The 24784-nt window shown below is 64.2% G+C and carries 21 protein-coding genes; 8 read left to right on the top strand and 13 right to left on the bottom strand.

Annotation, left to right across the window (positions count from 1 at the left end):
- The first annotated feature begins 5 nt into the window (after positions 1-5).
- Entirely contained in the window at positions 6-380 is a 375-nt protein-coding gene (locus C2L64_RS30330) for a winged helix-turn-helix transcriptional regulator (protein WP_007581160.1), read from the top strand.
- Positions 381-394: 14 nt separating this feature from the next.
- On the opposite strand, the gene C2L64_RS30325 is transcribed toward C2L64_RS30330, so the two are convergent.
- The 8 genes from C2L64_RS30325 to oxlT all read right to left on the bottom strand — a co-directional run bounded on the left by C2L64_RS30325 (position 395) and on the right by oxlT (position 7782).
- A complete protein-coding gene (locus C2L64_RS30325) occupies positions 395-718 on the bottom strand; it encodes a hypothetical protein (RefSeq protein ID WP_007581159.1) in 324 nt (107 codons plus the stop codon).
- Positions 719-806: 88 nt separating this feature from the next.
- Positions 807-1793: a vWA domain-containing protein gene (locus C2L64_RS30320; RefSeq protein WP_007581158.1), complete on the bottom strand. Its 987-nt coding sequence runs from the start codon at positions 1791-1793 to the stop codon at positions 807-809.
- The gene (locus C2L64_RS30315; protein WP_007581157.1) at positions 1790-2350 is read right to left on the bottom strand and encodes a hypothetical protein; all 561 of its coding nucleotides are present in this window, start codon (positions 2348-2350) and stop codon (positions 1790-1792) included. Before C2L64_RS30315 ends, C2L64_RS30320 begins: the two co-directional genes overlap by 4 nt.
- The gene (locus C2L64_RS30310) at positions 2347-3345 is read right to left on the bottom strand and encodes a vWA domain-containing protein (RefSeq protein WP_007581156.1); all 999 of its coding nucleotides are present in this window, start codon (positions 3343-3345) and stop codon (positions 2347-2349) included. The genes C2L64_RS30315 and C2L64_RS30310 overlap by 4 nt, the downstream gene beginning before the upstream one ends.
- Complete coding sequence (locus C2L64_RS30305) at positions 3342-4220, bottom strand: hypothetical protein (protein WP_007581155.1); 879 nt, start codon at positions 4218-4220, stop codon at positions 3342-3344. Before C2L64_RS30305 ends, C2L64_RS30310 begins: the two co-directional genes overlap by 4 nt.
- Positions 4217-5083: a DUF58 domain-containing protein gene (locus C2L64_RS30300; RefSeq protein WP_007581154.1), complete on the bottom strand. Its 867-nt coding sequence runs from the start codon at positions 5081-5083 to the stop codon at positions 4217-4219. The genes C2L64_RS30305 and C2L64_RS30300 overlap by 4 nt, the downstream gene beginning before the upstream one ends.
- Positions 5080-6099, bottom strand: a complete 1020-nt coding sequence (locus C2L64_RS30295) for an AAA family ATPase (RefSeq protein WP_007581153.1) — start codon at positions 6097-6099, stop codon at positions 5080-5082. Before C2L64_RS30295 ends, C2L64_RS30300 begins: the two co-directional genes overlap by 4 nt.
- A gap of 333 nt (positions 6100-6432) precedes the next feature.
- Positions 6433-7782 (bottom strand): oxalate/formate MFS antiporter, encoded by a 1350-nt coding sequence (oxlT, locus tag C2L64_RS30290; RefSeq protein ID WP_007581152.1) that lies wholly within the window; start codon positions 7780-7782, stop codon positions 6433-6435.
- 908 nt (positions 7783-8690) lie between these two features.
- Between oxlT and C2L64_RS30285 the strand changes: the two genes are divergently transcribed.
- The 6 genes from C2L64_RS30285 (at position 8691) to ltaE (ending at position 17685) form a co-directional block, all read left to right on the top strand.
- Positions 8691-10049 carry an MFS transporter gene (locus C2L64_RS30285; protein WP_007581151.1) on the top strand — a complete coding sequence of 453 codons (1359 nt, stop codon included), beginning with the start codon at positions 8691-8693 and terminating at the stop codon, positions 10047-10049.
- Between the two features lie 379 nt (positions 10050-10428).
- Entirely contained in the window at positions 10429-12240 is a 1812-nt protein-coding gene (locus tag C2L64_RS30280; RefSeq protein WP_051058176.1) for a type II CAAX endopeptidase family protein, read from the top strand.
- Positions 12241-12293: 53 nt separating this feature from the next.
- Entirely contained in the window at positions 12294-12803 is a 510-nt protein-coding gene (locus C2L64_RS30275) for a hypothetical protein (RefSeq protein ID WP_007581149.1), read from the top strand.
- Between the two features lie 232 nt (positions 12804-13035).
- A complete protein-coding gene (locus tag C2L64_RS30270) occupies positions 13036-13845 on the top strand; it encodes a substrate-binding periplasmic protein (RefSeq protein ID WP_007581148.1) in 810 nt (269 codons plus the stop codon).
- Positions 13842-16589, top strand: coding sequence for a bifunctional diguanylate cyclase/phosphodiesterase (locus tag C2L64_RS30265; protein ID WP_007581147.1), 2748 nt, complete (start codon positions 13842-13844; stop codon positions 16587-16589). Before C2L64_RS30270 ends, C2L64_RS30265 begins: the two co-directional genes overlap by 4 nt.
- A 91-nt stretch (positions 16590-16680) precedes the next feature.
- Positions 16681-17685, top strand: coding sequence for a low-specificity L-threonine aldolase (gene ltaE, locus C2L64_RS30260; protein WP_007581146.1), 1005 nt, complete (start codon positions 16681-16683; stop codon positions 17683-17685).
- 72 nt (positions 17686-17757) lie between these two features.
- On the opposite strand, the gene C2L64_RS30255 is transcribed toward ltaE, so the two are convergent.
- Positions 17758-19140 (bottom strand): MFS transporter, encoded by a 1383-nt coding sequence (locus tag C2L64_RS30255; RefSeq protein ID WP_039900375.1) that lies wholly within the window; start codon positions 19138-19140, stop codon positions 17758-17760.
- Positions 19141-19425: 285 nt separating this feature from the next.
- Positions 19426-19653 carry a hypothetical protein gene (locus C2L64_RS30250; protein WP_007581144.1) on the bottom strand — a complete coding sequence of 76 codons (228 nt, stop codon included), beginning with the start codon at positions 19651-19653 and terminating at the stop codon, positions 19426-19428.
- A 379-nt stretch (positions 19654-20032) separates the two neighbouring features.
- On the opposite strand from C2L64_RS30250, the gene C2L64_RS30245 reads away from it, so the two are divergent.
- Positions 20033-22486 (top strand): glycogen/starch/alpha-glucan phosphorylase, encoded by a 2454-nt coding sequence (locus C2L64_RS30245; RefSeq protein ID WP_007738972.1) that lies wholly within the window; start codon positions 20033-20035, stop codon positions 22484-22486.
- Positions 22487-22590: 104 nt separating this feature from the next.
- Here C2L64_RS30245 and C2L64_RS30240 read toward each other — a convergent pair whose 3' ends face one another.
- The 3 genes from C2L64_RS30240 to C2L64_RS30230 form a co-directional block, all read right to left on the bottom strand.
- Positions 22591-23658 (bottom strand): hypothetical protein, encoded by a 1068-nt coding sequence (locus tag C2L64_RS30240; protein ID WP_007581142.1) that lies wholly within the window; start codon positions 23656-23658, stop codon positions 22591-22593.
- Between the two features lie 193 nt (positions 23659-23851).
- Positions 23852-24190, bottom strand: coding sequence for a hypothetical protein (locus tag C2L64_RS30235; protein ID WP_007581141.1), 339 nt, complete (start codon positions 24188-24190; stop codon positions 23852-23854).
- Between the two features lie 138 nt (positions 24191-24328).
- Positions 24329-24736 carry a DUF6232 family protein gene (locus C2L64_RS30230; RefSeq protein ID WP_007581140.1) on the bottom strand — a complete coding sequence of 136 codons (408 nt, stop codon included), beginning with the start codon at positions 24734-24736 and terminating at the stop codon, positions 24329-24331.
- Positions 24737-24784 lie beyond the last annotated feature (48 nt).

Genomic DNA, 24784 nt, shown 5'->3' with positions numbered 1-24784 from the left:
TACCTATGAGGAAGGTTTATACGGCCGCAACGGCCGCCGCCGATGTCGAAGCCGTTTTTCGTTTGCTCGAAGGACGCTGGAAACTTGTGATTCTTTTTCATCTCTTTGGCGGCCAGGTGCAGCGCTTCTCGGACCTCGAGAAGCTGATTCCCGGCATTTCGCAAAAGATGCTCGCTCAACAGCTTCGGCAACTGGAAGCGGACGGCATCGTCGAGCGGAAGCAATATCCGCAGGTGCCGCCCAAGGTCGAATACCGGATGACCGAGTGGGGACAGGCATTGTGTCCCGCGCTCGATTCGTTGCTCAAATGGTCCGAAGAAAAGAACATGAATAAAGAGGACGTGATTCAAAAGAACATGAATCGCGTCGGAGAATCGTGAGGGCGGCTTGACGGCTATTTGTTGCTTCCCGCGCCGGTGCCATAAAGACCGTTGTCGAAACCGCCCGCGCCTTCGGGCTTGTGCACGGACTTGCCTTTCGCCTTGCTACGTTGCCCAGGCTTTGCTTCGGCGGCTTGCGGGGTGTTCGATTCGAGCATGTGCGCAGGCGGCGGATCGGACTTCGTGCCCATCGGCGCGGTGCGGTTTTCCTGCGAGCCCGCGCCGCTTGGCGCGGTGATCTGCGCATCGGCGAATGCGGACAGCGACATCGCGGCGCAGAACACCCCCGCCGATGAAAGCAGGCGGCGAGAGAAGAATGAGATAAGCGTCGAGTGCATGGCCGGTGGTCCTTACGAAATGATGACAAAGGAGCAGTCGGCGTGCCTGGGGGTGTTTCTTTAAGCGCGTGCCGGATAGCCTCGCGCGCTACGAGCCAGCGGTAACGGGAGCACTGCGCGTGCGAGCCGTGACGATTGACGCGCTTGCGGGCTTGTCCGCTTGCGCGATCCTTCTTGCCGGAAGAAAGCGCCACACGAGCAGAATCAGTGCAAGCAGCGCGGGCGCCCAGCGGATATCGGTGGCAACGGGTATCGGGTGCGCGTAACGGGCGTCCATCAGTGGCGCGCGCAGCGAAGTCGGGCCGACGAGCCGCCTGTAACCGAAGCCGAGATGCCCTGCCAGGGCTTCCAGATACGTTTCCCTGAGTTGCGACAGTTCTTCGTGGCTCTCTGCGACCGCGGGCGCGCCGGGCTCGGGCCGCACCTGCCTCACTTCATCCGCTTGCCAGTAGCCGGTGCGCACGCCGTCGGCATTGGTCTTCGGAATCGGCGCGGGCTGGTCGCCGCCGACACCGATCAGCCAGCCATGCACGAGCCCTTGCGGAATGTCGCGCACCGTCGTTTCGTTCGGCGCGACGGGTGGCGCTTCCTGGCCATCGGTGATGAACACGACGTCCGTATTGTGGCCAAGATCGGTGGCGGCGCGGACGGCCGAATAGATTCCGCCTTGCGCGATCACGCTGCTGTTGACCCAGCGCATGTTTCCGCTGATCTGATCGAGCGACGAGAGCAGCGCATCGTAGTTGCTGCAGACCTCGACAGGTGCGACCAGCAGCAGTGAGCGCTGATTCGTGAACACGCTCCAGCCGATTTCCGACCCGCAGGGCAGATGCTGCAACACGTCGCTCATCGCCGCCTTCGCGAGGTCGATCCGGCTCACGGGCTTGCCGCCGATTGCAACGTCCTCGACGTCCATGCTCTGCGTGATATCGAACGTGACGACGTAGCGGAACACCGGGCGCTTGAATTCGACGGGCGGCATCAGGACGGCCGCCGCGAGCAGCAGCGACGCAAGCGGAAGCTGCCACCAGCGTCCGCGCACGTAGCGCATCCATGGCCGCGCGTCGCGCTTCACGGCAGTTCCTCCGGCGCCGCGCCGCGCACGTTGATGTTGTGCTGCTCCTTGACGTCGTTGATGTCGTCGGCGGTGTCTTGCGCTTCGGGCGCGAGTCGCAGCGCGCGCTCGAGGTTGTAGCGTGCATCCCAGTTGCCGGGTTCGAGCCGCAACAGTTCCCGATAGCGCGCCTTCGCGGTTTCCAGCATCGGCGGCGAGCGCACGGGGCCTTGCGCGCTGTCGCCGGCAGCTTCGCGCAGATACATGTTGGCGAGATCGTAAAGCGCGAGGCGCCCCGTTTCACTCGAAGGCGCGAGCCGCGACAGGTCGTAGTAGAGCTTGCCCGCCTCAGCATGCTGCCCCGCGCGCGCGAGCGCGACGGCTTGCGCGAGCTGCACGGCGGGCGCGTTGCTGTCCGTCGCGGACTTGCTCCATTGCTCGCGCTGTTGCGTGCCGATTGCGGCGATCTCGCGATTCGCCTGCACGACGTGCTGAAGTCGCACCGCGTAGTAGCCAGCAACGCCGACGCAGCACAGCGTCGCCACGCCGAACATCAGATGGAGAGGCAGCCGCTTCATCGCAGGCTCCGCTTTTGCATGAACCACACGCCGATCAGCAGCGCGCAGCAGACGAGCGCCGTCGCATAACACCAGGCGCTGCGATCCTGCCTCGGCAGCCGTTCGACGAACGACACAGGCGCGTTTTCATTGCGCGCGATGTCGCTCATCGCGCGAGCAACCTGTTGCGGACTGTCGGCCTGATAGAGACGATAGGGCGTCGGCAGCGACAGGAAGAAGCGGTGCAGCTCGGCTTCCGGCGAATGGTCGGTGTCGGCGGGACGCACATGCAGGTCGGGACTGTAAATGCCACTGCGCAGATAGACGAAGTAAAACGCGACGCCGTTGCGCGACAGTCCCGCGCGGATCTGCTCACGCGCCACGTCGTCGAGCCGCGCGCCGCCGTCCGAGACCAGCACGATCGCGCGGCTGCTCATGCGCGCGCGGCCATCGAACAGTTCGACGGCGTACTGGATGCCGCGGTCGAGCAAGGTATCCGGCGTGCCGCGTCCGATGCCCGTCGCGGCAATCGCGGCGTCGATCACCGTGCGGTCGCGTGTGAAGGGAACGGCCAGCATCGGATGCGTGCCGAACAGCATGAACGCGAAGCGGTCGTTCACGCGTTGCGCGACGAACGCGGTGATCGCATCTCGCGCCATCTGGTTTTTGGTTTCGCCTGCGGTGGGCGCGTCGGCGACATTCATCGATCCGCTGCTGATCGGCTGGTTCATGCTGCCGCTGCCATCCATCAGAATCAGGATCTCCGCGCCCGTTCCCGTGATGCGCGTCTGCTCGCCGGACCAGCCCGGCCCCGCAAGCCCGACGATCACGGCCGCGAGCGCGACCATCGCGGCGGCGCGCCAGATGAACGCGATGACGCGGCCCGCGCGATCGTGCGGCAGCCACGCGACCCACGAATACGGCAGCGTATCGATGCTTCGGCGCAGCAGCGGCAACGCGGCGAGCGGCAGCAAAACGAGCGCCCACGGATAGAGGAAATCGGGCGGCGTGCTCATCGGTGATGGCGCTTTTCCGCGCGATACAGCGCGCGATACAACTCGCGCAATGAAAATGGCGACGCTACCGGCAACTGACTGAAGAACCGGTCTGACGAACGCTGGAAGAACTGTTCGAGTTGCGGCTGAAGCTCACGCAGATGTGGCGCTTTCGCCGTCAGGTCCGGCACCGAGCCGGCCAGCACGACACGGCCCGCCGCTTCGTCGAGCGCGCGATGCAGACCGCGCCACGCATCGGGATTCGCTTCGAGTGCGGCGTCGTCCTGCCGGCCGAAGCGCGACCATGCCTTCGCAAACGGAAGCTGCCGCGCGTCGCGCTGGTTGCGCCATAGCCACCAGCCGAGCCACGCGATCATCACCGCGACGGCTAGCGCGATCCACACGGTCAACGCGCGCCGCAGCGGCGCCGTCGATTCCGGCGCGAGCAGCCGGTCGGGCTGAAGTCCCGCGAGGCGTCCGGCGTCGGCGAGACCCAACGGCGCGAGCGGACCGATCGACAGCGGGCTTGCCGCGACATCGAGTGTCTTGCCCGATGCGAGCCGCAATTGGAGCGGCGGCGTCGAGGTAACGGCGGGCGCACGCGGCGAGTTCATCACCTGGTAGTCGAGCACGAGCCAGCGGTGGCCGTCGGCATCCGTGCTGATCGACGGTGGGCGCCGTTCGAGCCACGCGTTGACGCGGCCCGTCGACGGCATCGCCGACAATTCGGCGGCGCGATCGTCCGGGCCGAGCAGCACCTGTTGCGTCACGATGTCGCCAAGCACGTGGCCGAAGGCACGTGGCTGCTGTACGGTCGCGGGTTCTGCGCGAACGCACGCGCTTGCGATCATCAACGCGCATGCGAGAGCCGTCGCACAGGTGCCGACGCGCATCATGCCGTCATCTCGAGAAAGTATCGGCTAAGCGCTTCGGGTTCGAACGTGCCTTGATTGAAGAACGGGCGGATGCCGTGACGCGCGAACAGCGCATTGATTTGCGCGCGCCGCTCCGCGACGGCGCTGCGCCAGCCCTCTCTGACGGAATCGCGCATCCACATCGAACGCATTTCGCCCGATTCGATATCGACGAGCGACATCCAGCCGTTGTGCGACGGCGGCTCGACTTCCGCGAGGTCCCACAGCACGACGGGCACGACCCACGCGTGAGTCAGCGTGTCGAGCAGTCCCGGCAGCGCGGCGAGCGGCCAATGAAAATCGGACACGAGAAAGACGAGACACGCGCGGCCAGCAAGACGCGTCGCGATATCGCGCAAGCCGCGCTCGCGCGACTGCGCGCGCGTTTGCCGCGGCGCGCAATCGCGCAACAGTTCCGCCATCAGCGGACCCATGCCGCGCGCGTGCCGCGTGGGCACGAAAAGATCCTCGCGCGCGTCGTCGTCGAATGCGAGCATGCCGACCGGGTCGCCGATGCGAAACGCGCTATGCCCGAGCGCTTCGACGAACGCCGCTGCCACTTCCAGCTTCGTGCTCGCGGCGCCGAAGCGCATCGACGCGGACACATCGACGACGGCATGCACGGGCACGGCCACGCGCTGCCGGTGCACGCGCACGAGCCATTCGCGCTGCACGCTGCGAATGCTTGCGCGCACATCGATCCGGCGTGGATCGGGATGATCGAACAGCCGCGTGTGCGCGGCGAACTCCTGGCCGATGCCGACGCTCGACCCGCGATGCCCGCCGGGCCGCGCGCCCGACACCCGCACGGGAAGCCGGTACTGGAACTCCGCAAACGTGTTCACGGCGCGGCGATCCTCGAAACGATCTGCGTCATCAGCGCATCGGAGAGTTCCTGGCGGCGCAACTCGTAGATGGGCGTGAAGTACACGCGGTGCCCGAGTGTCGGCAGCAGCACGCGGTGAATGTCCTCGGGCATCAGATACGTGCGCCCGTCGAGCCACGCGACCACGCGCGCCGCCCGCAGCAGCGCGCTCATACCGCGCGGGCTCGCCCCGGCGAGAATCAGGCGCTGCATGTCCACGTCGTCGAGCGTGATATCGAACTGCAACGGGTTTTCGGTCGCGCGCCAGATGTCGAGCGCGTAGCGTTCAATCGCCTCGCTTGCGTGTATCGTCCGTTGAATGCTCGCGCCGATCGCATTTAGTCGTTGCCACGGCAGCACGTCGGTCGTGACGCGCGCGAGCAGCGCTTCCGTGTCGTGGAAGTCGGGATCGAAGACGAGCGCGCGCCGTGCGGCCGCGTCCTCGGGCGTCGACATATTCAGTTCGAACATGAATCGGTCGCGCGCCGCCGCCGCGAGTTCGAAGGTTTCTTCCTTCTCGACCTTGTTGCGGTCGGCGAACACGGTCATATAAGGAAAGCGGTATTCGCGATCGAATGCGAACACCGAGCGCTCGGCCATCGCGCGCAACAGCAGCGATTGCACCTGCGGGCGCGCACGGTTGATCTCGTTGAAGAAAAAGGTGGCGAGCCGTTCGCCGTGCTTGATGAGCGGTCCGGGCTCGATGCGCGGCTTGCCCTCGGCATCGACATACGTGTGATAGACGAGATCGCCCGGCATCAGGTCGATCGTCCCTTCGACGCGCTCGAAATCGCCGCCGATCGCCCGTGCGAACGCACGCAGGATCGTCGTCTTGCCGACGCCGACACCGCCTTCGAGCAGCACGTGGCCGCGCGCGAACAGCGCGACGTTGATCAGCCGGATGGTCTCGGGCTGCCCGATGACTGCGTTTTCCACCTGATGCTCGATATCGAGCGCGAGCGTGCGCCAGTCTTCGAGTAGCTCTTCGCGGTCCATCGGATTCGCCTCTGCGGTCGGCCAGTGTCGGAAGGGCGACACGTACGCCCGCGGATTCGACGGATTGCGGCGACGAAGCGTTGCTGGAGCGGCGGCGTGCGTATCGGCGACTGCGTGGCGCGCACGGTTCGTGCCAGATTGGTGCAGGGTCGGATGCGCGGCGCGGAACTGGACAGCTGGCGGCAGGATGAGGGCAGTGTGTCACGCCCGCTGCTACAGAGTGCACCAGGAATGACGTGCGAGAGCGGTAGTGCTTAAAGCTTCCGGAACGGCGGATGCCCGTCGCGCGCGGGCAAACGGGCATCCTGACAACCTCAAAACACGTGCTGCCGATCAGCCTCCTTCAGCCGAAATACGCGCCGAGTCGCTGATGCGCGTCGAGGAACCGTACGGCGTGTCCAGCGACGCCTCCGAATGCTGGAGCGTGTAAGCGCGGCGCATCGGCTTGAGCACGAAGAGCGCCAGGAATGCGGCGACGGCGGCCATGCCCGACGCGAGCATGAACACGGCGTGCCAGCTGCCCGTCGCGGCCGTGACGATGCTCGTGAACGGCACCAGCAGTGCTGCCGTGCCCTTCGCCGTGTACAGCAAGCCGGCGTTGGTGGCCGCGAACTTCGGTCCGAACGTGTCGCCGCAGGTGGCGGGGAACAGGCTGTAGATTTCGCCCCACGCGAAGAACACGATACCCGTCAGCACGACGAACGCCACCGGGCTCTGACCGAACTTCGACAGCGCGAGAATGCCGACGGCCTCGATGGCGAACGCGATGAACATCGTGTTTTCGCGGCCGATCCGATCCGAGATCCAGCCGAAGAACGGACGCGTCAGGCCATTGAGCACACGGTCGATCGTCAGTGCAAAAGTCAGCGCGGGCAACGTCAGGCCGAGCAGCGAAACGGGCGAGTCGTGCAGGCCGAAGTCCTTCGCGATCGGCCCGAGCTGCGCCGTCGCCATCAGGCCGCCTGCCGCCATCATCACGAACATCAGGTACATGACCCAAAAGACGGGCGCGGACACCACTTCGCGCGGCGTCGCGTTGTGCACGAGGCGCTTGGCACTGGACAGCGCGTTCTTCGCGGACGCCAGCACGCTGGCGGACGGCGCGAGCAGGAACATGCCGAGCAGGAACACAACGATGCCCTGGCCGAGGCCGAACCACAGGAAGGTCGCCTCGTAGCCGCTGTGCTTGATCATGTTGGCGATCGGCACGACTGTCGCCGCCGAACCCGCACCGAAGCCGGCTGCCGTGATCCCGGCCGCGAGACCGCGGCGGGTCGGAAACCACTTCAGCGCATTGCCGACGCACGTGCCGTAGACAGCGCCCGCGCCGACCCCGCCGATGGCGGCCGCGGTGTACAGCAACGGCAGCGACGACGCCATCGAGTTAATCACCCAGGCCACGGCGCACAGCAGCCCGCCGCCGACTACGACCGGCTTCGGCCCGTACTTGTCGACGAGGTAGCCTTCAATCGGCACGAGCCAGGTTTCCGTCACGACGAAGATTGTGAACGCAACCTGAATGGCCGCGCGGCCCCAGTGATACTTCTCGTCGATCGGGTTGACGAACAGGGTCCAGCCGTACTGCATGTTGGCGATCATCGCCATGCAGACCACGCCGAATACGAGCTGCACCCACGGTGATGCATACCACGACGACGGCCCTTCCTGATGCTCTGTCTTCATCGCTGTCTCCTTTGACGACGGGAGTGGGCGCTTCAGCGCCGCTCACGTCGCGTGCACGATAGTTGCGAAACTTGCCTGTTGAGTTTTGCGGGGGCCTGAGCGGCTCTTCCGATCATCGGCGCTAAAAATGCGACGCTGATAGATTCCATACGATATGTGATATATCAAGTAAGTCAAGTGAAAGAGTGGAGGGGTTTTCACCGAGAGGTATGGACTGATGAAAGGAATTTGTATGTAGCCTGCGATTAAGCGAATACACCAAAAAAAAGCCCACCGGCTAGCACGGGTGGGCTGAGGACATGTGCGAGACAGGCGTGTTCGCGACATGCCTTGTCGTTATATATGAAAGTAAAAAGTAAGGAAAGTTTTTTGTTTGTAAGTATGTGGGTGTCGTGGGAACGCGTCGATTGAGTCGAAATGGGACGATGACTGTGCTTCACGCCCGACTATTTGGCGGGCGGCACGGTCTTCTGTCGTCGCGTATGTGAAGATGATCGTTGGGGCGGATGCTGTGCGTTTCCGTGACATGAATACGTATTTGGTAAGGCATCCAAATCTATTGTCGTTTCAGTTTTTGCCTTGTTTTTCAGTCTAAAACGTCATAGAGCATGCTCGATGCAAAGTCGAGGTCGCGTGAAGCACGTTCGTTGTCGCAAGATGCCCGACGTGCTGCATCGGCCGTCCCAACACTGATCCATCAGTAATAACCCTTCGTTGACGCTTGCCGATGCAAAACGATAAAGTGTTCGCAATCTGAAAGATTGTGCGATATACGAACAATGGCGCGTGACGTCTTCTTCTTCGTATCGCGCACCGTGTTCGTCACGAGCATGCGTATCGCGCCTCGCTTCTGAGGCAATATAGGATCACAGGCGCAGCACTGCGTCGTGCGTAGCAGGAGACAGTCGATGAACCGCACTTCCGTCGTGAACGTTCAGACGTTCATCAACGAGCAGCCATTCGGTGGCTTTCAATGGCTCGTGTTTTTCATGTGCTTCGTGATCGTCCTGCTGGACGGTTTCGACACGGCGGCGATCGGCTTTATCGCGCCATCGCTCTTGACCGAGTGGGGCCTGTCGCGGCCTGATCTCGCGCCCGTGCTGAGCGCCGCGCTGTTCGGCCTCGCGTGCGGCGCGCTCGGCTCGGGTCCGCTGTCCGACCGGCTCGGACGCCGCTCGCTGCTGCTCACGTCCGTCTTCCTGTTCGGCATTGCGTGCCTCGCGTCGGCGTTTTCGTCGAGCATCGGGCAATTGACCGTGCTGCGCTTCATCACGGGCGTCGGCCTCGGCGCCGCGATGCCGAACGCCGTAACCATGATGGGCGAGTTCTGCCCGGACCGCCGGCGCGCGACGGTGATCAACCTGATGTTCTGCGGCTTTCCGCTGGGCGCGGCATTTGGCGGCTTTCTCGCCGCGTGGATGATCCCGCATTTCGGCTGGCGCACCGTGTTGATGCTCGGCGGCGTGACGCCGTTGTTGCTCGGTGTCGTGCTGCTGCTCAAGATGCCCGAGTCGGTGCGCTTCATGGTGGCGAGCAGTCAGCCCGTCGAACGGATTCGCGCGACGCTCGCGCGCATCTCGTCGGAGGCGCTGAACGCCGGCTCGTTCGTGATGACGGAGACGGCGCCGCAAACGGGCAGCAAGGGGCTCGGCGTCGTGCTGTCGCGTTCGTACATCGTCGGCTCGGTGATGCTGTGGCTCACGTATTTCATGGGCCTAGTGATTTTCTATGCGTCGATCAACTGGATGCCGATTCTGTTGAAGGACGCGGGCCTTACGCCGAAGAGCGCGACGCTGATCTCGGCGCTGTTCCCGCTCGGCGGCGTCGGCGCGGTGCTGGCGGGCGTGCTGATGGATCGCTTCAATGCGAACCGCGTGATCGCCGTGTGCTACGCGCTGACGGCCATCAGCGTGTACTGCATCGGGCAGGCGGCGGGCAATGTCGGCGCGCTCGTGGCGATCGTGTTCATCGCCGGCGTGCTGATGAACACCGCGCAATCATCGATGCCCGCGCTCGCGGCTGCGTTCTATCCGACGGAAGGGCGCGGCACGGGTGTCGCGTGGATGCTCGGCGTCGGGCGTTTCGGCGGCATTGCCGGCTCGTTCCTCGTCGCGGAACTGACGCGCCGGCACTTCACGTTTTCCGGCGTGTTCGCGACGATCGCGATTGCCGGTCTGGTTGCGTGCGTCGCGCTGCTGGTCAAGCAGATGGCGAGGCCGCAGGTCAGCCAGGTGGCGGGAGCAAAGCTGGAATCGCTGGGCCACTGAGCACGCGCGTTTCCTTCGTTTAAAACGGGTTCGGGCTTCGTTTCGCGCCCACGATCGTCGAGATCGTGGGCGCGTTGCTTTTGAGCCTTTGGATTCGAATTGTCAAATGATAGTCAGCCGATAACTCCGCGTTTTAGCGCTTCTAAAGTTTCCGTGACTCGTTGCCGTAAGCATGTTCGAGCGACATGCCGTTTTTGCGCGTGATGGCTAGCGCCACGCATCGCGCGGACGGGTTTTGCGAGACAAGAGTCATGTACAACTATCTGAGAGAGGTCGGGACGCCACGGTCCAGGCTTATCGGCTTTTTCTTCACGGCCGCATGCGCATGCGCAGGCGCGTCGACGTGCGCCGATTCCTCGGGCGCGGTGTGCGACAGGCCATGATGTCGATAAAAAAGCGCTTGCTGTCGATGGGTGTCGCGCTGATGTGCGGGATCTGTCACGCCAGCAGCGCGACGACACCGGCGCCCGATCTGCTGCACTCCGCTGATCGCGCAGCCGGCCTGGTCTCGGACCAGCAGCAGGTTGCGTACAAGAACGTGCTGGACGCCTACGATCACGCCCAGAACCAGCAACCCAACGACGCCGCGCTGGCGATCGCGCGTTGCACGTTCATCCAGCGCTTTGCATGGTCCGAGGAGCTTGCGTGGTCCGGTGTAGCGTCGAAAGATCTCGAAGCGTGCCGCACGCGCCTCGACAAGCAGTTCCCGTCGAATCCCGACGCGTTGCTGTTCAATCTCGAACAGCGCTTCGGCAAGGACGCCGCCGGTTTCGGCGAGCCGCTCGTCATGCGCTCGGCGAACTGGACGCCGGCGCAGCGGGCGCGCCTGCATGCCGCGCTGTCGCGTGCGTACGCCTGGCAGAAGGACGACAGACGCGCTGGCGAGGAAGCCGTGATCGCCGCTCATCTGGACCCGGACAGTCCGCAGTTGCTGGAGGCCGTCCGGTATCTCGGCGGGCATGGCAAGGTGCAGGAAGGGGTGGCGATGCTGGCGGCGTCGCCCGTTGCAAAGATGGCCTGGACGGAGTCCCGGCGCATCAACACGGCTGTGGACGTGCTGACGTCCGCGGCGGCGCTCGACGAATTGCACAGGGCCGAAAAAGCGGGCTTGAAGATCGACACGTACACGCACGCCCGAACCCTTCAGCACGCAGGAAATTCGATCGCGGCGCAGTCCATTCTGTCGGCCGACAAGGCGCCCATCAAGAACGAGTCGCCGCAGTTGCGGCAATTGCGGCTGGACGTTGCCTTCGATACACATGATGCCAACGCTGCCGCCGCCGTGATCGCCGACGAGTATTCGCGCTCGCGCAACGCGGTGCGGCTGTCGTCGGCCTACGCGCATCTGCTGGCTCTCGATCCCCCCGTCGCCTTCAGGCTCGATCTGCTTCCGCTTGCCGCCGGCGTCCTGACGATGGTCGCCATGTTCGCCTGCTTGCCGGGCCTGCTGCTGTTTCCCGTTCACTATCGCGGCGTGGTGCGCTTGCGCAAGGGCAAGCTGTCCGAGCCGCTGTTCGCGGGTATCGGGCTGAGGCATGCGTGGTATGCGCTAAGCCTGTTCCTGATCGCGCTCTGGCTGGTGATGTCGTTTCACTCGGGAACGGCGCTCATCGCGCAGGTGAAGGACAAGGTCGGGCGTGTCGGCTGGCAAAGCGATCTCGTTGTGTCGTACCTGTGGACGCTGCTGTTTGCGGCGGCCGGCCTCGCGTGGATCGCGAAGCGTATCGCGTGGCGCAACTGGTGGGGGCAAGGCGCGTGGAAGCCCGTGTGGATCCTGCCTGCGGCGGGCGTTCTCAGTCTGAACGTGTTGCGTTGGGCGACGGCGTCGCGCGCGCCGCACGTCGCGGAGACGAGCGTCGTGTCGTTCGCCCATTCGATCGTGATCGGCGCGAAGGCAATGGGTTCGCTGCCGCTCGCCGTCGCGATTCTTTGCGTGGCCGTCCCTGTCATCGAGGAACTGGTGTTTCGGGGCGCGCTGCTGGGCGGCTTGTCACGGCACCTTGGCTTCCGCTGGTCGAACGTGCTTCAGGCAGTAGTGTTCGCATCGATGCACCAGGACTTGCGCGCGTTCGCCTATCTGTTCCTGCTGGCGCTCGTGGCCGGCTGGCTCGCCAGAAAGACCCAAGGTCTCGCGATGCCCGTCCTGCTGCATGCCGTCAACAATGCGATTTTCGTGGCGACGGTGGCGTGATCGTCGCGTCGTTCCGAAATCGCCCATAAGGTTTTTTGTTAAAGCGCTTTCAAATGAAACTGAAACTGTTTGCCTGCTGTGCCGCGCTTGCGGCTGCTTCGTCGATGTTCACGTCAGCCCCCGTCGATGCCGCGTCACCCGCAGCCGAGGCCGCCACGCTCGATGCCGTGCCCGGAAAAACGACCTGCCGTGCAGCGACGCTCAACGGCCAGCCGGGCAAGTCCGCCGAGCTTTGCGTGACGCAAGGCTCGTTCGCACACGACGTCTACGACGTGCGGATCGGCGGCGCGTCTGTTGTGAAAGGCATCGACGACGCGACCACGGCAGGCATCGCCAGCACGTATGATGGACAGCCGATCCGTCTGACCTGCACGCCTGTCCTGTCGAAGCCCGACGACGTCACCGACGCGCAGATCGAATCGATGCGCTTCGCGAACCCGAAAGGCACGCACGAAGAATTGAAACGTCTGTATGTCACGCTCCATACCGTCGAGACAGGCCGTCGTTGCGCGATCAACGACAATGCAGCAGAACTGTTCGCGGTCGACGTGCGGTTCCAATGACAAGGCGCGTGCGCCGTTAGTGAAATGAAATTTGCAAGCAGGTGAGTCTGCGCTGTCGAGCGGTTCAGTCATCCTCGCGAAGCACCAGGCAAAACCCAGGTTAAGTCAGCTGTCTTTTTGCCGTTAACCCGAATGGTCCGTTTTCGCGTAGGCTCGCCATCGTCTCGCGAGCGGCCATCCGCGCGCAGCGGACGCAAGCACCACCCACCACCGAACAACGGGGAGCATCAGCGTGATTCACCGCGGACTCATAGGCTTGCTAGTCGTGCTCGCGACACTGGGTGCCACCAGCACGCGTGCATTTGCTGCGGGCGGCCCCGACTGCACGCGTCCATTCACACTCGCGCTGCACGACCATGGCCTGCTGTATTCGCAGGACACCAACGCGGGCATCGACAAGGATTTCGCCGACGAACTGAGCCGCCGCAGCGGCTGCGATATCCGCGTGAGCCTGATGTCGCGGGCGCGCATCTGGAAGCTGATCGAGTCCGGCGCGCTCGATTTCAGCCTGTCCGGCATCACCAACGACGAGCGCGACGGCTACGCGCAATTCGCCTGGTACTTCAGCGACAAGTTCTACCTGCTCGTGCGCAAGGATGCCGGCATCCGGCACTTGTCCGATTTTGAACACAACGACCAGTTTCAACTCGGTGTCATAAGAAGCTTCCGGTATAGTCAGTCCGCCAACGAACTGGTCGATACGCTCGCTGCAGCCAATCGCATCAGTCAGGCGGGCGGGCTGGAGCCGCTCTATCAGGCGCTGATGCGCGGCACCATTCAGGGGATGATCATCGAGCCGTTCGACTATCCGGCGCTGGATGAGAAGCGCATCCGCGACATCACCACCATCATCGAATTCAACGACGCCGCCGTGCCGCACGGTCTCATCATGTCGAAGAGGGCGCTGTCGCCGCAGGAGCGGGAGAAATGGCGCGCCCTTGTCGAGGAGATGCGCGTGGACGGCACGGTGCGCCGCATTTTCAGGAAATACTTCAAACCTGAACTCGCGGACTCGATGGTCGACTTCTCCGTACCGCGATGAACCGCGCGCGCCTCGTCCTGTTGCCGCTGCTGATTCTCCTGACCGGGTTGAGCATCACCTGGTCAGTGTGGGATCACGAGCGCCAGGCCGCGCGGCGCGAGCTGCTTTCCGAATTCAATTTCGCACTGGGCGATGCCGTCAGCCGCATCGAGCAGCGGATGGCGACCTACGAGCAGATGCTGCGCGGCGTGCAGGGCATGTTCGCGGCGCGCGGCGCGCTCGATCTCGACGCGTTTCACGGCTACCTCGGCGCGATCAACGCGGACGCAAACTTCGCGGGCGTGCAGGCGATCGGCGTCGTGCAATGGGTGCCCGCAGAACGGCGGGACGCGCACATGGCCGACATGCGTATCCGCACGGGCCGTCACTACGCGATCAATCCGCCTGGCGAGCGTAACGGCTACGCGCCCTTGATCGCGCGCGAGCCGATCTCCGGCGCGGGCAATGCATTGCTTGGCTTCGACTCGTGGGCAAATGCCGTGCGGCGGCTGGCGATGGAAAAGTCGCGCGATTCCGGCCTTGCCGTCGTGTCGGGCAAGGTGCAACTGGCGTCGGACGCGGGCGCGCCGCCCGTTGCCGGGTTCGTGATGTATCTGCCCATCTACGCGCGCGGCGAACCGCAGGACAACGTCGAGGACCGCCGCGCGCATCTGCTCGGCTGGGTGTATGCGGCGTTCCGCATGCGCGACGTGCTGGCGAGCCTTTACGGCGAGCAGCCGCCCGGCCTCTACCTGTCGATCTACGACGGCACACAGACGTCGTCCGAAGCGCTGCTGTACGGCTCGCCGGAACCGAAGAACCTCGAGGTGATCTCCGCGAACGAATACCTCGTGGTGGGCGGCCACGACTGGACGCTGTCGATGACGGCGCAGCCCGACTTCAAGGCGCGCTTCGGCCGCAACGCGAAGCTGCTGATCGCCTGCACGGGCGCGGGCCTGAGCTTGCTGCTCGCGTTGCTCGCATGGAGCCTCGCGAGCGGCCGCAGCCGCGCGATGCGGCTCGCGTCGAAGATGACGGCCGAAGTGCGCGAGAGCGAGGCCGAACTACGCATCGCCGCCGTCGCCTTCGATTCGCTCGAAGGCATGATGGTCACGGACGCCGACGGCACGATCCTGCGCGTCAATTCCGCGTTCACCGAGTGCACCGGCTACACGGCCGAAGACGTGATTGGCAGGAACCCGCGCATCCTCAGCTCGGGACGGCACGATGCCGCGTTTTTCCGCGACATGTGGGACACGATCCGGCGCGTGGGTGGATGGCAGGGCGAAATCTGGGACCGCCGCAAGAACGGCGAGATTTACCCGAAGTGGCTGACCATCACGGCCGTAAAGGCGGACGACGGCCGCGTCACGCATTACGTCGGCACGCACTACGACATCACCGAGCGCAAGCTCGCGGAAGAGCAGATCAAGGAACTGGCGTTTTTCGACGCGCTCACGCATCTGCCGAACCGCACGCTGCTGCGCGACCGGCTCAGACAGGTGATCGCGCTGAGCGCGCAGAACCATACGCACGGCGCGCTGCTGTTCGTCGATCTCGACAACTTCAAGACACTCAACGACACGCTCGGTCACGACAAGGGCGATCTGCTGCTGAGCCAGGTCGCGCGACGCCTGCTGGCGAGCGTGCGCGAGGGCAACACGGTCGCGCGCATGGGCGGCGACGAGTTCGTGATCGTGCTGGGCGACCTGAGCCGCATCCGCGAAGAAGCGGCGAGCGAGACGGAGAGCGCCGCCGAAAAGGTGCTGGCCGCGCTGTCGAGCCCTTACTACCTCGAAGGCACGGACTTCCGCACGACCGCGAGCATTGGCGCGACGCTGTTCACGGGCCACGAAACGTCGATCGACGAGTTGCTGAAGCAGTCGGATCTGGCGATGTACAAGTCGAAGGAAAGTGGGCGCAACGCCATCTGCTTCTTCGATCCGGCCATGCAGACGGTAGTGATGGAGCGCGCGGCGCTGGAGGCGGCGCTGCGCCGCGCGATCGACGAAGACCAGTTGCTCGTGCACTACCAGGCACAGGTGTTCAATGGCGCCCGCGTGACGGGCGCCGAGGCGCTGGTGCGCTGGCAGCATCCCGAGCATGGCCTCGTGCCGCCTGCCGAATTCATTCCGCTCGCCGAAGAGACGGGACTGATTCTGGCGGTCGGCGACAAGGTGCTCGATACGGCCTGCCGGCAGCTCGCGCAGTGGGCCACGCGCTCGGACCGGGCGCATCTGTCGATCGCCGTCAACGTGAGCGCACAGCAGCTACGCGAGGAAAACTTCGTCGCCACCGTGCTCGACGCGCTCGCGCGCACGGGCGCCGAACCGAGCCGTCTGAAGCTCGAGCTGACGGAGAGCGTGCTGGTCGACAACGTCGAGGACATCATCGGCAAGATGATGTTGCTGCGCACGAAAGGCGTGGTGTTCTCGCTCGATGATTTCGGCGTCGGGTATTCGTCGCTGTCTTATCTGAAGCGCTTGCCGTTGGGGCAATTGAAGATCGACAGGTCGTTTGTGCGCGACGTGCTCGACGATCCGAACGATGCCGTGATCGCGCGCGCGATCGTCACGCTCGCGCAGAGTCTCGGCCTGGGTGTGATCGCGGAAGGCGTGGAGACGGAAGCGCAGCGGCAGTTTCTGGCCGATGCGGGGTGTCAGGCGTACCAGGGCTATCTGTTCTGCCGGCCGCTGCCGATCGAAGACTTCGAGGTGTTCGCGGATACGTTCGATTCGAAGGAGTGGGCGCTGGAGACGCCTTGAGACGGAGTTGATAAACTTGCGGATTCAATCGCGCGCTTCACGTGTTGTGCCGTTGTAAGTGGGGCGCTCCGTTATCCTCGAGGAAAAGCACATGATCGATTTGCGCAGCGATACCGTGACCCGTCCGACCAAGAACATGCTCGCGGCGATGACAGCCGCCGAAGTCGGCGACGACGTCTGGGGCGACGATCCGACGGTCCTGCGGCTGCAAGCCACCGTCGCCGAGCGTGCGGGCAAGGAGGCCGGGCTGTTCTTCCCGAGCGGCACACAGAGCAATCTCGCCGCGCTGATGGCTCACTGCGCGCGGGGCGACGAATATATCGTCGGCCAGGCGGCGCACACGTACAAGTACGAAGGCGGCGGCGCGGCCGTGCTGGGCAGCATCCAGCCGCAGCCGATCGAGAACGCGCTCGACGGCTCGCTTCCCCTCGACAAGATCGCTGCCGCGATCAAGCCCATCGACAATCACTTCGCGCGCACGCGCCTGCTGGCGCTGGAAAATACCATCGGCGGCAAGGTGCTGCTGGCGGGTTACGTCGCCGAGGCCACGCAGCTTGCACGCGATCGCGGGCTGTCGACTCACCTCGACGGCGCGCGCGTCTGCAATGCGGCCGTCGCGGCGAAGCAGCCCGTCGAAGCGCTGTGTGCACCTTTCGATACGGTTTCGATCTGCTTTTCGAAAGGGCTAGGCGCGCCAGTGGGCTCGGTGCTGGTGGGCAGCAAGGCGCTGGTCGACGTTGCGCATCGCTGGCGCAAGGTGCTGGGCGGTGGCATGCGGCAGGCCGGCGTGCTGGCGGCTGCGTGTCTGTACGCACTGGATCACAACGTCGAACGGCTCGCGGAAGATCACGACAACGCCGCGCATCTTGCGGCGGCGCTTGCGCAGATCGATCAGGTGAAGGTGCAGTCGCAGGCCACCAACATGGTATTCGCGCAGTTTCCGCAAGAGCATTGTGCGCCGCTCGAAGTGTGGCTCAAGGAGCGCGGCATCCTTACGCAGATGTTGTATGCGTCGCGGTTTGTCACGCATATGGATGTGTCGCGTGCGGATATCGATACGTTCGTGACGGCGGTGAAGGAGTATTTTGCGCGGTAAGTGAGGGGCATCGCTTCACGCCGGGTTCGCGTGAAGCGCAGTGGCGGCGAGCGCAATACTCGCCCTCGCTACCTACTGTTCTTTCGCCGTAACCGTCGTAACCGTCACACTCGCCTGCCCCCGATGCGACGGCGCAAACAGCCGCAATCCACTCGCAATACTCGCAGCCCCCGCGAACACGGCGCCCGTCGCCAGCGAAAGCGTCGGACCATGACGCCCAGCAATGCTGAAGCTCAACGCAACAAGCGCCGCGCCCGTCGTCTGCCCAATCAGCCGCGACGTCGCGATGATCCCGCTTGCGCCACCACTGCGATGCGGCGGCGCGCTCGCCATCAGCGCCCTCAGATTCGGCGACTGGAAAAATCCGAAGCCCGCGCCGCAGATCGCCATGCGGATCGAGATGTCGATCACGCTCGGATGCGGCGGCAGCATCGCGAGCGCCGCCATGCCGGCGCACAGAATCGCAAGGCCGATTGCGCCGAGCAGTCCCGGCGGATAGCGGTCCGACAACCGTCCCGCGAACGGCGCCGCGAGCGCAACGATCACGGGCCAGGGCGTCATCAGAAAGCCGGTTTCGACCTGGCTGCGATGCAGGACATCCTCGAAATAGAACGGCAGCGACACGAACGCGAGCCCTTGCGCAGCGAACGAGCACACGGCCGTTACCGCCGACAACGCGAACACGGGCAGCTTGAACAGATCGACGGGCAGCATCGGCGCGGGGTGGCCCGTCTCGCGGCGCATCAGCAGCGCGCCGAATACGATCGCGACAGCCGCCGAGCCGAGCACGACAGCCGTGGACGCGCGCTGTGCCGCTTCGCCGAGCGCGAACACCAGCGCGGCGAACGTGATTACGTTGAGCATCGCCGCGACTCGGTCGAAGTGATGCGTGCCGCGCGGCGTGCGCGGCAGTCCCGGCAACGCGAACGACAGCGCCAGCACGCCGAGCGGTACGTTGACGGCAAACAGCCACGGCCAGTTGGCCACCGACAGTATCAGCGACGCGACCGTCGGCCCCACGGCAAACGACACGCCCACCACCAGCGCATTCAGCCCGACCCCCGCCCCCAGCCGATGCGGCGGATACAGATGCTTGATCAGCGCGGTGTTCACGCTCATGATCGCCGCCGCGCCGAGGCCCTGCACGACGCGCGCGCCCGCCAGCCATGGCAGCGTCGGCGATAGCGCGCAGGCCAGCGAGGCCGCCGTGAACACGATAATCCCGCTGATATAGATGCGCCGGTGCCCAACGATATCGCCGAGCGCGGCGAGCGGCAGCAGCGTCGCGACCATCGCCAGCTGATAGGCGTTGATGATCCATACCGACGCCGCCGGCCTCGCGTGCAGATCCGCGGCCATGGCGGGCAGCGCGGTATTGGCGATGGCGGTATCGAGCGAGGCGAGGGCGACCGACAGCATGATCGCTGCCATCGCGAAACGGTGACCGGCGGACATGGGCACGTCGGCGACGCGGGCCGGATTGGGTGTGTTCTCGGACAAGGACAGGCTCTGCAGAGGACTGAGCGGGCGCATATCGGCGTCGACCGCATCATGGGGCGACGGGCGTGCTCGAAGCGAATGAAGCGATTGTTACAGAGCGGCGCGGATCGTGCTGGGCGCCGCGCAAAAACGGGCCTTCTGAAAGCTGTCTGGAAGCTTGGCTTCGTGCGTGGTCGTCGCAACTAACTGTCGGTTCCCGAACGCGTCGACGGGACCAAATGCGCCGACTGCGACGCAACGTCAGTTACACGAAGCCAGCAGAATCGACAGCTTGCGGATATGCGCCTTGAATGCGTCGGTCATCTCTCGATCGTGACCGTCGCTCAGATGGGGCGCTTCGGCCAGTTCGACCTGATCCTGGAACTCGTCGGACACTTTGCGCCGATCGCCGGGCGGAAGCGCGCGGATCAGGGACACAATGAGCAGTTCCTGCGCATGGATGATACCGAGCACGGATTGTGCGTTCATTTCGACCTCCGTCGGAGCACGACGACGCTAGCGGCTTTACAGCAGGACCCGGCGGGACGCGGCACGGCGATACTGTCTCCGATCCGCCTTGTTACTCATCCATACTAGTGCAAGGAACAGAGCCGTCTGCACCGGCATCGTGCCAGATGCAAAGACTTCAGCGTGAAGCCAGGCAAAATCCAACGCGGCAGTCACGGAACTGCGCAACGGTAGGCGTTGTCTGCTTGGATTAGCGGGCTTTTGATAACGCAATGGCCGCAGACGCGGGATTACGCAAATTGTCCTACTCTGCTTATTTATCCACCAGACCGGCTCGCGCCGCCCGCATCCAATACGCAAGCAATCAAGCGCGTGCCGCGTCGTTTTACCGGAGGCTTCGATGACAGCGGTGGATCTGGAATTCGACCAGCTCAACAGTACCGTCGATGCGCTGCGGCGCTCGATCTCCAACCGCATGATGTACGGCGTCGGCAAGGACGCCGTGACGGCGCGCCCGCAAGACTGGCTGCATGCCGCGGCGCTCGCCGTGCGCGACCGGCTCGTCGCGCGCTGGATGAAGACCACGCGCCTGCAGTACGAGCAGGATGTGAAGCGCGTGTATTACCTGTCGATGGAATTCCTGATCGGGCGCACGTTCACCAACGCGCTGCTCGCGCTCGGCATCTACGATCAGATGAAGGAAGCGCTCTCGGGCCTCGGCGTCGATATGGAAGCGCTAACCGATCTCGAGCCGGATGCCGCGCTCGGCAACGGCGGCCTCGGGCGCCTTGCGGCATGCTTTCTGGATTCGATGGCGACGCTCGGCATTCCGGGCTTCGGCTACGGCATCCGCTATGAATATGGGATGTTCAAGCAGCAGATCGTCGACGGCGAGCAGCTCGAAACGCCCGATTACTGGTTGCGCGCGGGCAACCCGTGGGAATTTCCGCGTCCCGAGGTGCAATACATCGTGCATTTCGGCGGACGCACGGTGCAGCGAGACGGTCACGTCGAATGGATCGAAACGCAGCACGTGAACGCGATGGCGTATGACACCGTGATCCCAGGCTTCGCGACGAGTGCGACCAACACGCTGCGCCTATGGTCCGCGCGCGCGACGGAAGAGCTCGATCTGTCCGCGTTCAATCAGGGTGACTATCGTCGTGCCGTCGATGCGAAGAACATGTCGGAGAACGTCTCGCGCCTGCTCTATCCCGACGATTCGACGCCCGCCGGCCGCGAACTGCGTCTGCGGCAGGAGTACTTTTTCGTGTCGGCGACGATGCAGGACCTGATTCGCCGCTATCAGCGCACGCACAGCACGTTCGGCCGCTTCGCCGAAAAGGTCGCGGTGCATCTGAACGACACGCACCCGGTGCTCGCGATTCCCGAGCTGATGCGTTTGCTCGTCGATGTGCATCATGTGCCGTGGGCGAAAGCGTGGAAAGACATCCAGCAGATGTTCTCGTACACGAACCACACGCTGATGCCCGAAGCGCTCGAAACGTGGGACGTCGAAACGCTCGCGCGCCTGTTGCCGCGCCACCTCGAAATCATCTTCGAGATCAATGCGGAGTTTCTGAAGCACGTCAGCGAGCATTCGGGCCATGACGTCGACATGATCCGGCGCATCTCGCTCGTCGATGAATACGGGCAGCGGCGCGTGCGCATGGCGCATCTGGCGATCGTCGCGAGCCAGAAGGTCAACGGCGTGTCGAAGCTGCACTCGCAACTGATGACGCGCGACATCTTCTCCGACTTCGCGAAAATCTGGCCCGAGCGCTTCACGAACGTCACGAACGGCGTGACGCCGCGCCGCTGGCTCGCGCAGTCGAGCCCGTCGATGTCGCATCTGATAGACGAGCAGATCGGCACGCACTGGCGGCGCGATCTGTTCGAGCTCGGCAAGCTGCGCGATCTGCGCGACGACCCGTCGTTCGTGCACGCCTTTCATGAAGCCAAGCGGCAGAACAAGCTGCGTCTGATCCAGCGCCTGCAGCAGCACACGAAGATGACGTTCGATCCCGATGCGCTGTTCGATCTACAGGTCAAGCGGATCCACGAATACAAGCGGCAATTGCTGAACGTGCTGCATGTGATCGTGCGCTACAACCAGATTCGCGCGAACCCGGAGCGCGACTGGGTGCCGCGCGTCGTGATGTTCGCGGGTAAGGCGGCATCCGCGTACCGGATGGCGAAGACGATCATCAAGCTGATCGGCGACGTGAGCAAGGCGGTGAATGAAGATCCCATCATTGGCGACAAGCTGAAGGTCGTGTTCGTGCCGAACTACGGCGTGAGCGTGGCCGAGTTGATCATTCCCGCCGCGGATCTGTCGGAGCAGATTTCGATGGCGGGCACGGAAGCGTCGGGCACGGGCAACATGAAGCTCGCGCTGAACGGCGCGTTGACAATCGGCACGATGGACGGCGCGAACATCGAGATTTGCGATGCCGTGGGGCGTGACAACATTTTCATCTTCGGGCACACGGCGGATCAGGTCGACGAGTTGCGCGCGACGGGGTATCGTCCGCGCGAAATCTACGAGCACAATGCCGAACTGAAGGTTGCGCTCGACCAGATTCGCACAGGCTTCTTCTCACCCGACGATCCACTGCGCTTCTCGGACATCTTCCACACGCTGGTCGATTGGGGCGATCACTACATGGTGCTCGCCGATTTCGCCGCGTTCGCGAAGGCGCAGGACGAAGTCGACAAGCGCTATCTCGACCGGCGCGGCTGGACCATGAGCGCGATCGAGAATGTCGCGGGCATGGGGCAGTTCTCGTCGGACCGCACGATTGCCGAGTATGCGCGCGATATCTGGAAGGTGAAGCCGCTCGAACTCGAATGACGCCATGTAATGTGACGTGATGTGCGCATGATAAAAAGCCGCCGCGCGATTGAATATCGCGCGGCGGCTTTCTGTTTTGTGCCGGTTGCTTGAGGGACGTTGCGTCAGCTACCCATGCGCTCGTTGTTGCGCGGCGCGCGCAGTCCGAGCTGGCCATGCGCAAAGTCGAAGTACAAGTCGATGTTCTGAAGCGCCATCAGCCCGATCACGATGCGGTTCCCGCCGGGCGCGGCTTTCGCGATGGTCGTTTGCGCGTCGTTGAAGCGGTGCGCCCAGTCGCCCACGCCCAGCACCACGTCGTAGTTGCCTTGCGCGATCGGCTTGTGCTCGTCGACGTCGTCGGCCCAGTCGGGCGCCTTGTCGGTCTCGACGCGGATCATGTCGGTGCCGCCAGTCGAGAACACGACGGGCGCGCAGAAGCGCATCTTGCTGCCGACCTGCACGCAGCCGGTCGGCCATTGCGCGGAGCCGTCCTTGCCCATCGTGAGCGGGACGAGCGTGAAATCTTTCGTCAGCACGTTCGACGGACTCAACACGAGCAGCGGACGATCGAGATTGGCGCGCACCAGATAGCGCTGGCCGATGTTCGCGGGCAGCGCACGCAGCGGCTGCGTGCAGCAGGCGTCGCGCGGATCGTCGGCACCGACGCCCAGAATGCCCGAGAACGCCCAGCCGAACTCGCCCGTGTAGCCGTCCTGCGCGATGCAGCGCTTGTTGGTCTTCAGGCAACTGACTTCGTCGACGGCTTGCACGGCGAGATCGACGGGCTTCGTGCCGGCGATGCTGAATGGCACCGTGACGGTTGCGCCGGAAACCTGCGCGTCTGTCGCGAACGTGTACGAGGTCCGCATGCCCGCCGCGGGATAGCTCGAATGCGGCAAGACCTTCGACAGCACGCGCACGCCGTTTGTGCCCGTATCGAGCATCAGATAGACGGCCTTGCCGTCCATCTGCACGGGCAACCCGATCGACGCGCGGCCGCGCTTGTCGCTGCGTTCCGCGGACAGCATCACCAGCAGGCCGTCGCGTCCTTCGTTGATGAGGCTCGCCTTCGTCTCGGGCGGAGCGGGCGTGGAGATCGGCGTTGAACAGGCCACGAGCGAGGCCGCGAGCGCGAGCACGATCAACGTGCCCGCAAAGCCGGCCAGGCGCCGGTAGAAATGGACAGACATCGCACACACCTTGCAGTAGTGCGTGACCTGCGATGACAGCTGCGCCAGCCGTTCAGGCTTCGGCGGGTGCAGTCGATCCGGCTCGGCGGTGTGCGCGGGCCTGGCGCGAGGACACGCGAGATGACAGGAGCGCCGACTCTACGCGCGCGAGCATCGCGACCTGCAAAAATGTGTGAAGGTGAATGGTGTTGCTTCAGTGCTGCTGCGCGGCGTGTTGCGGGAGAGCGATCGAGCGCACGCGGCCAATCGTCGCGCGGTGCAGTACGCCCGCGAGTGCGCCGATCACATCGCCGACGCTGCGCGCCATCACATCGACGCGAAACGTGATGGAGTCGTTGCGTTTGTCGACAGTCATCACGAACAGGCGCGAACCCTCGCCGAGGGCCGCGAGCAGCGCGCTGCGGCCCGCTGCCGACGAGGTGCCGGGCACGGTCACGTCGATCGTCACGAGCGACAGGGAGGCTTGTGTGGAGCGTTCGATGGCGGGCGCGCGGCGCGGCAGCGTGCGCGATGAAGCGATAGCGGTATGCATCGTCGATGCGCCGACGCGAAGTGGGCGGCGCGGCTGTGGAGACGCGTTCACTGTAGCGGGCGGCGTCTCAACCCGATGCAAAAAAGGGCTACGTGGGCCATCAATTTTGTGTAAAGACGGCACGGTGGCGCGCGCGTGCTATTGGCTCTTCGGCGCGGTGGCGGTGGCGGCAGTGGCCGAGGCGAGCGCGTCGCGGACCGTTTGCGCGACACGTTCGACGAACGTCAGATCGATGCTCGACAGTGCCTCGCGTTCGCTGCCCGCTGTCTGAACCATCAGGCGATGCGTGACGTCCTGCGTGATCCACGTGAGCCAGCCGACGACGATCAGCATCACGCCGACCACGACACCCGCCGGCGACGCAAACATGCCGCCGACCACCAGGCCCACGGCGCCGATCAGCGAAATCGCCCAAGGCACGAGTTTGTTCTTCTGCACGGTGACGACGCGCACGTCCTTGATCTCGCGCAAGGGAAAGACCTGGCCGGCCGCCGACAGCGCATTGCGCGTGACCGACACGCCGCGTTCGTTGAAAGGGGTATCCATCTTTACGGGTTCAAGCTGGGAGAAAGGGCGCAGGGTAACAGACTTCGT

Origin of the sequence: Paraburkholderia hospita (genome assembly GCF_002902965.1) — a bacterium.
Classification (GTDB): domain Bacteria; phylum Pseudomonadota; class Gammaproteobacteria; order Burkholderiales; family Burkholderiaceae; genus Paraburkholderia; species Paraburkholderia hospita.
The sequence above is the reverse complement of the archived record's forward strand: the minus strand, read 5'-3'. Positions and strand labels throughout refer to the sequence as shown.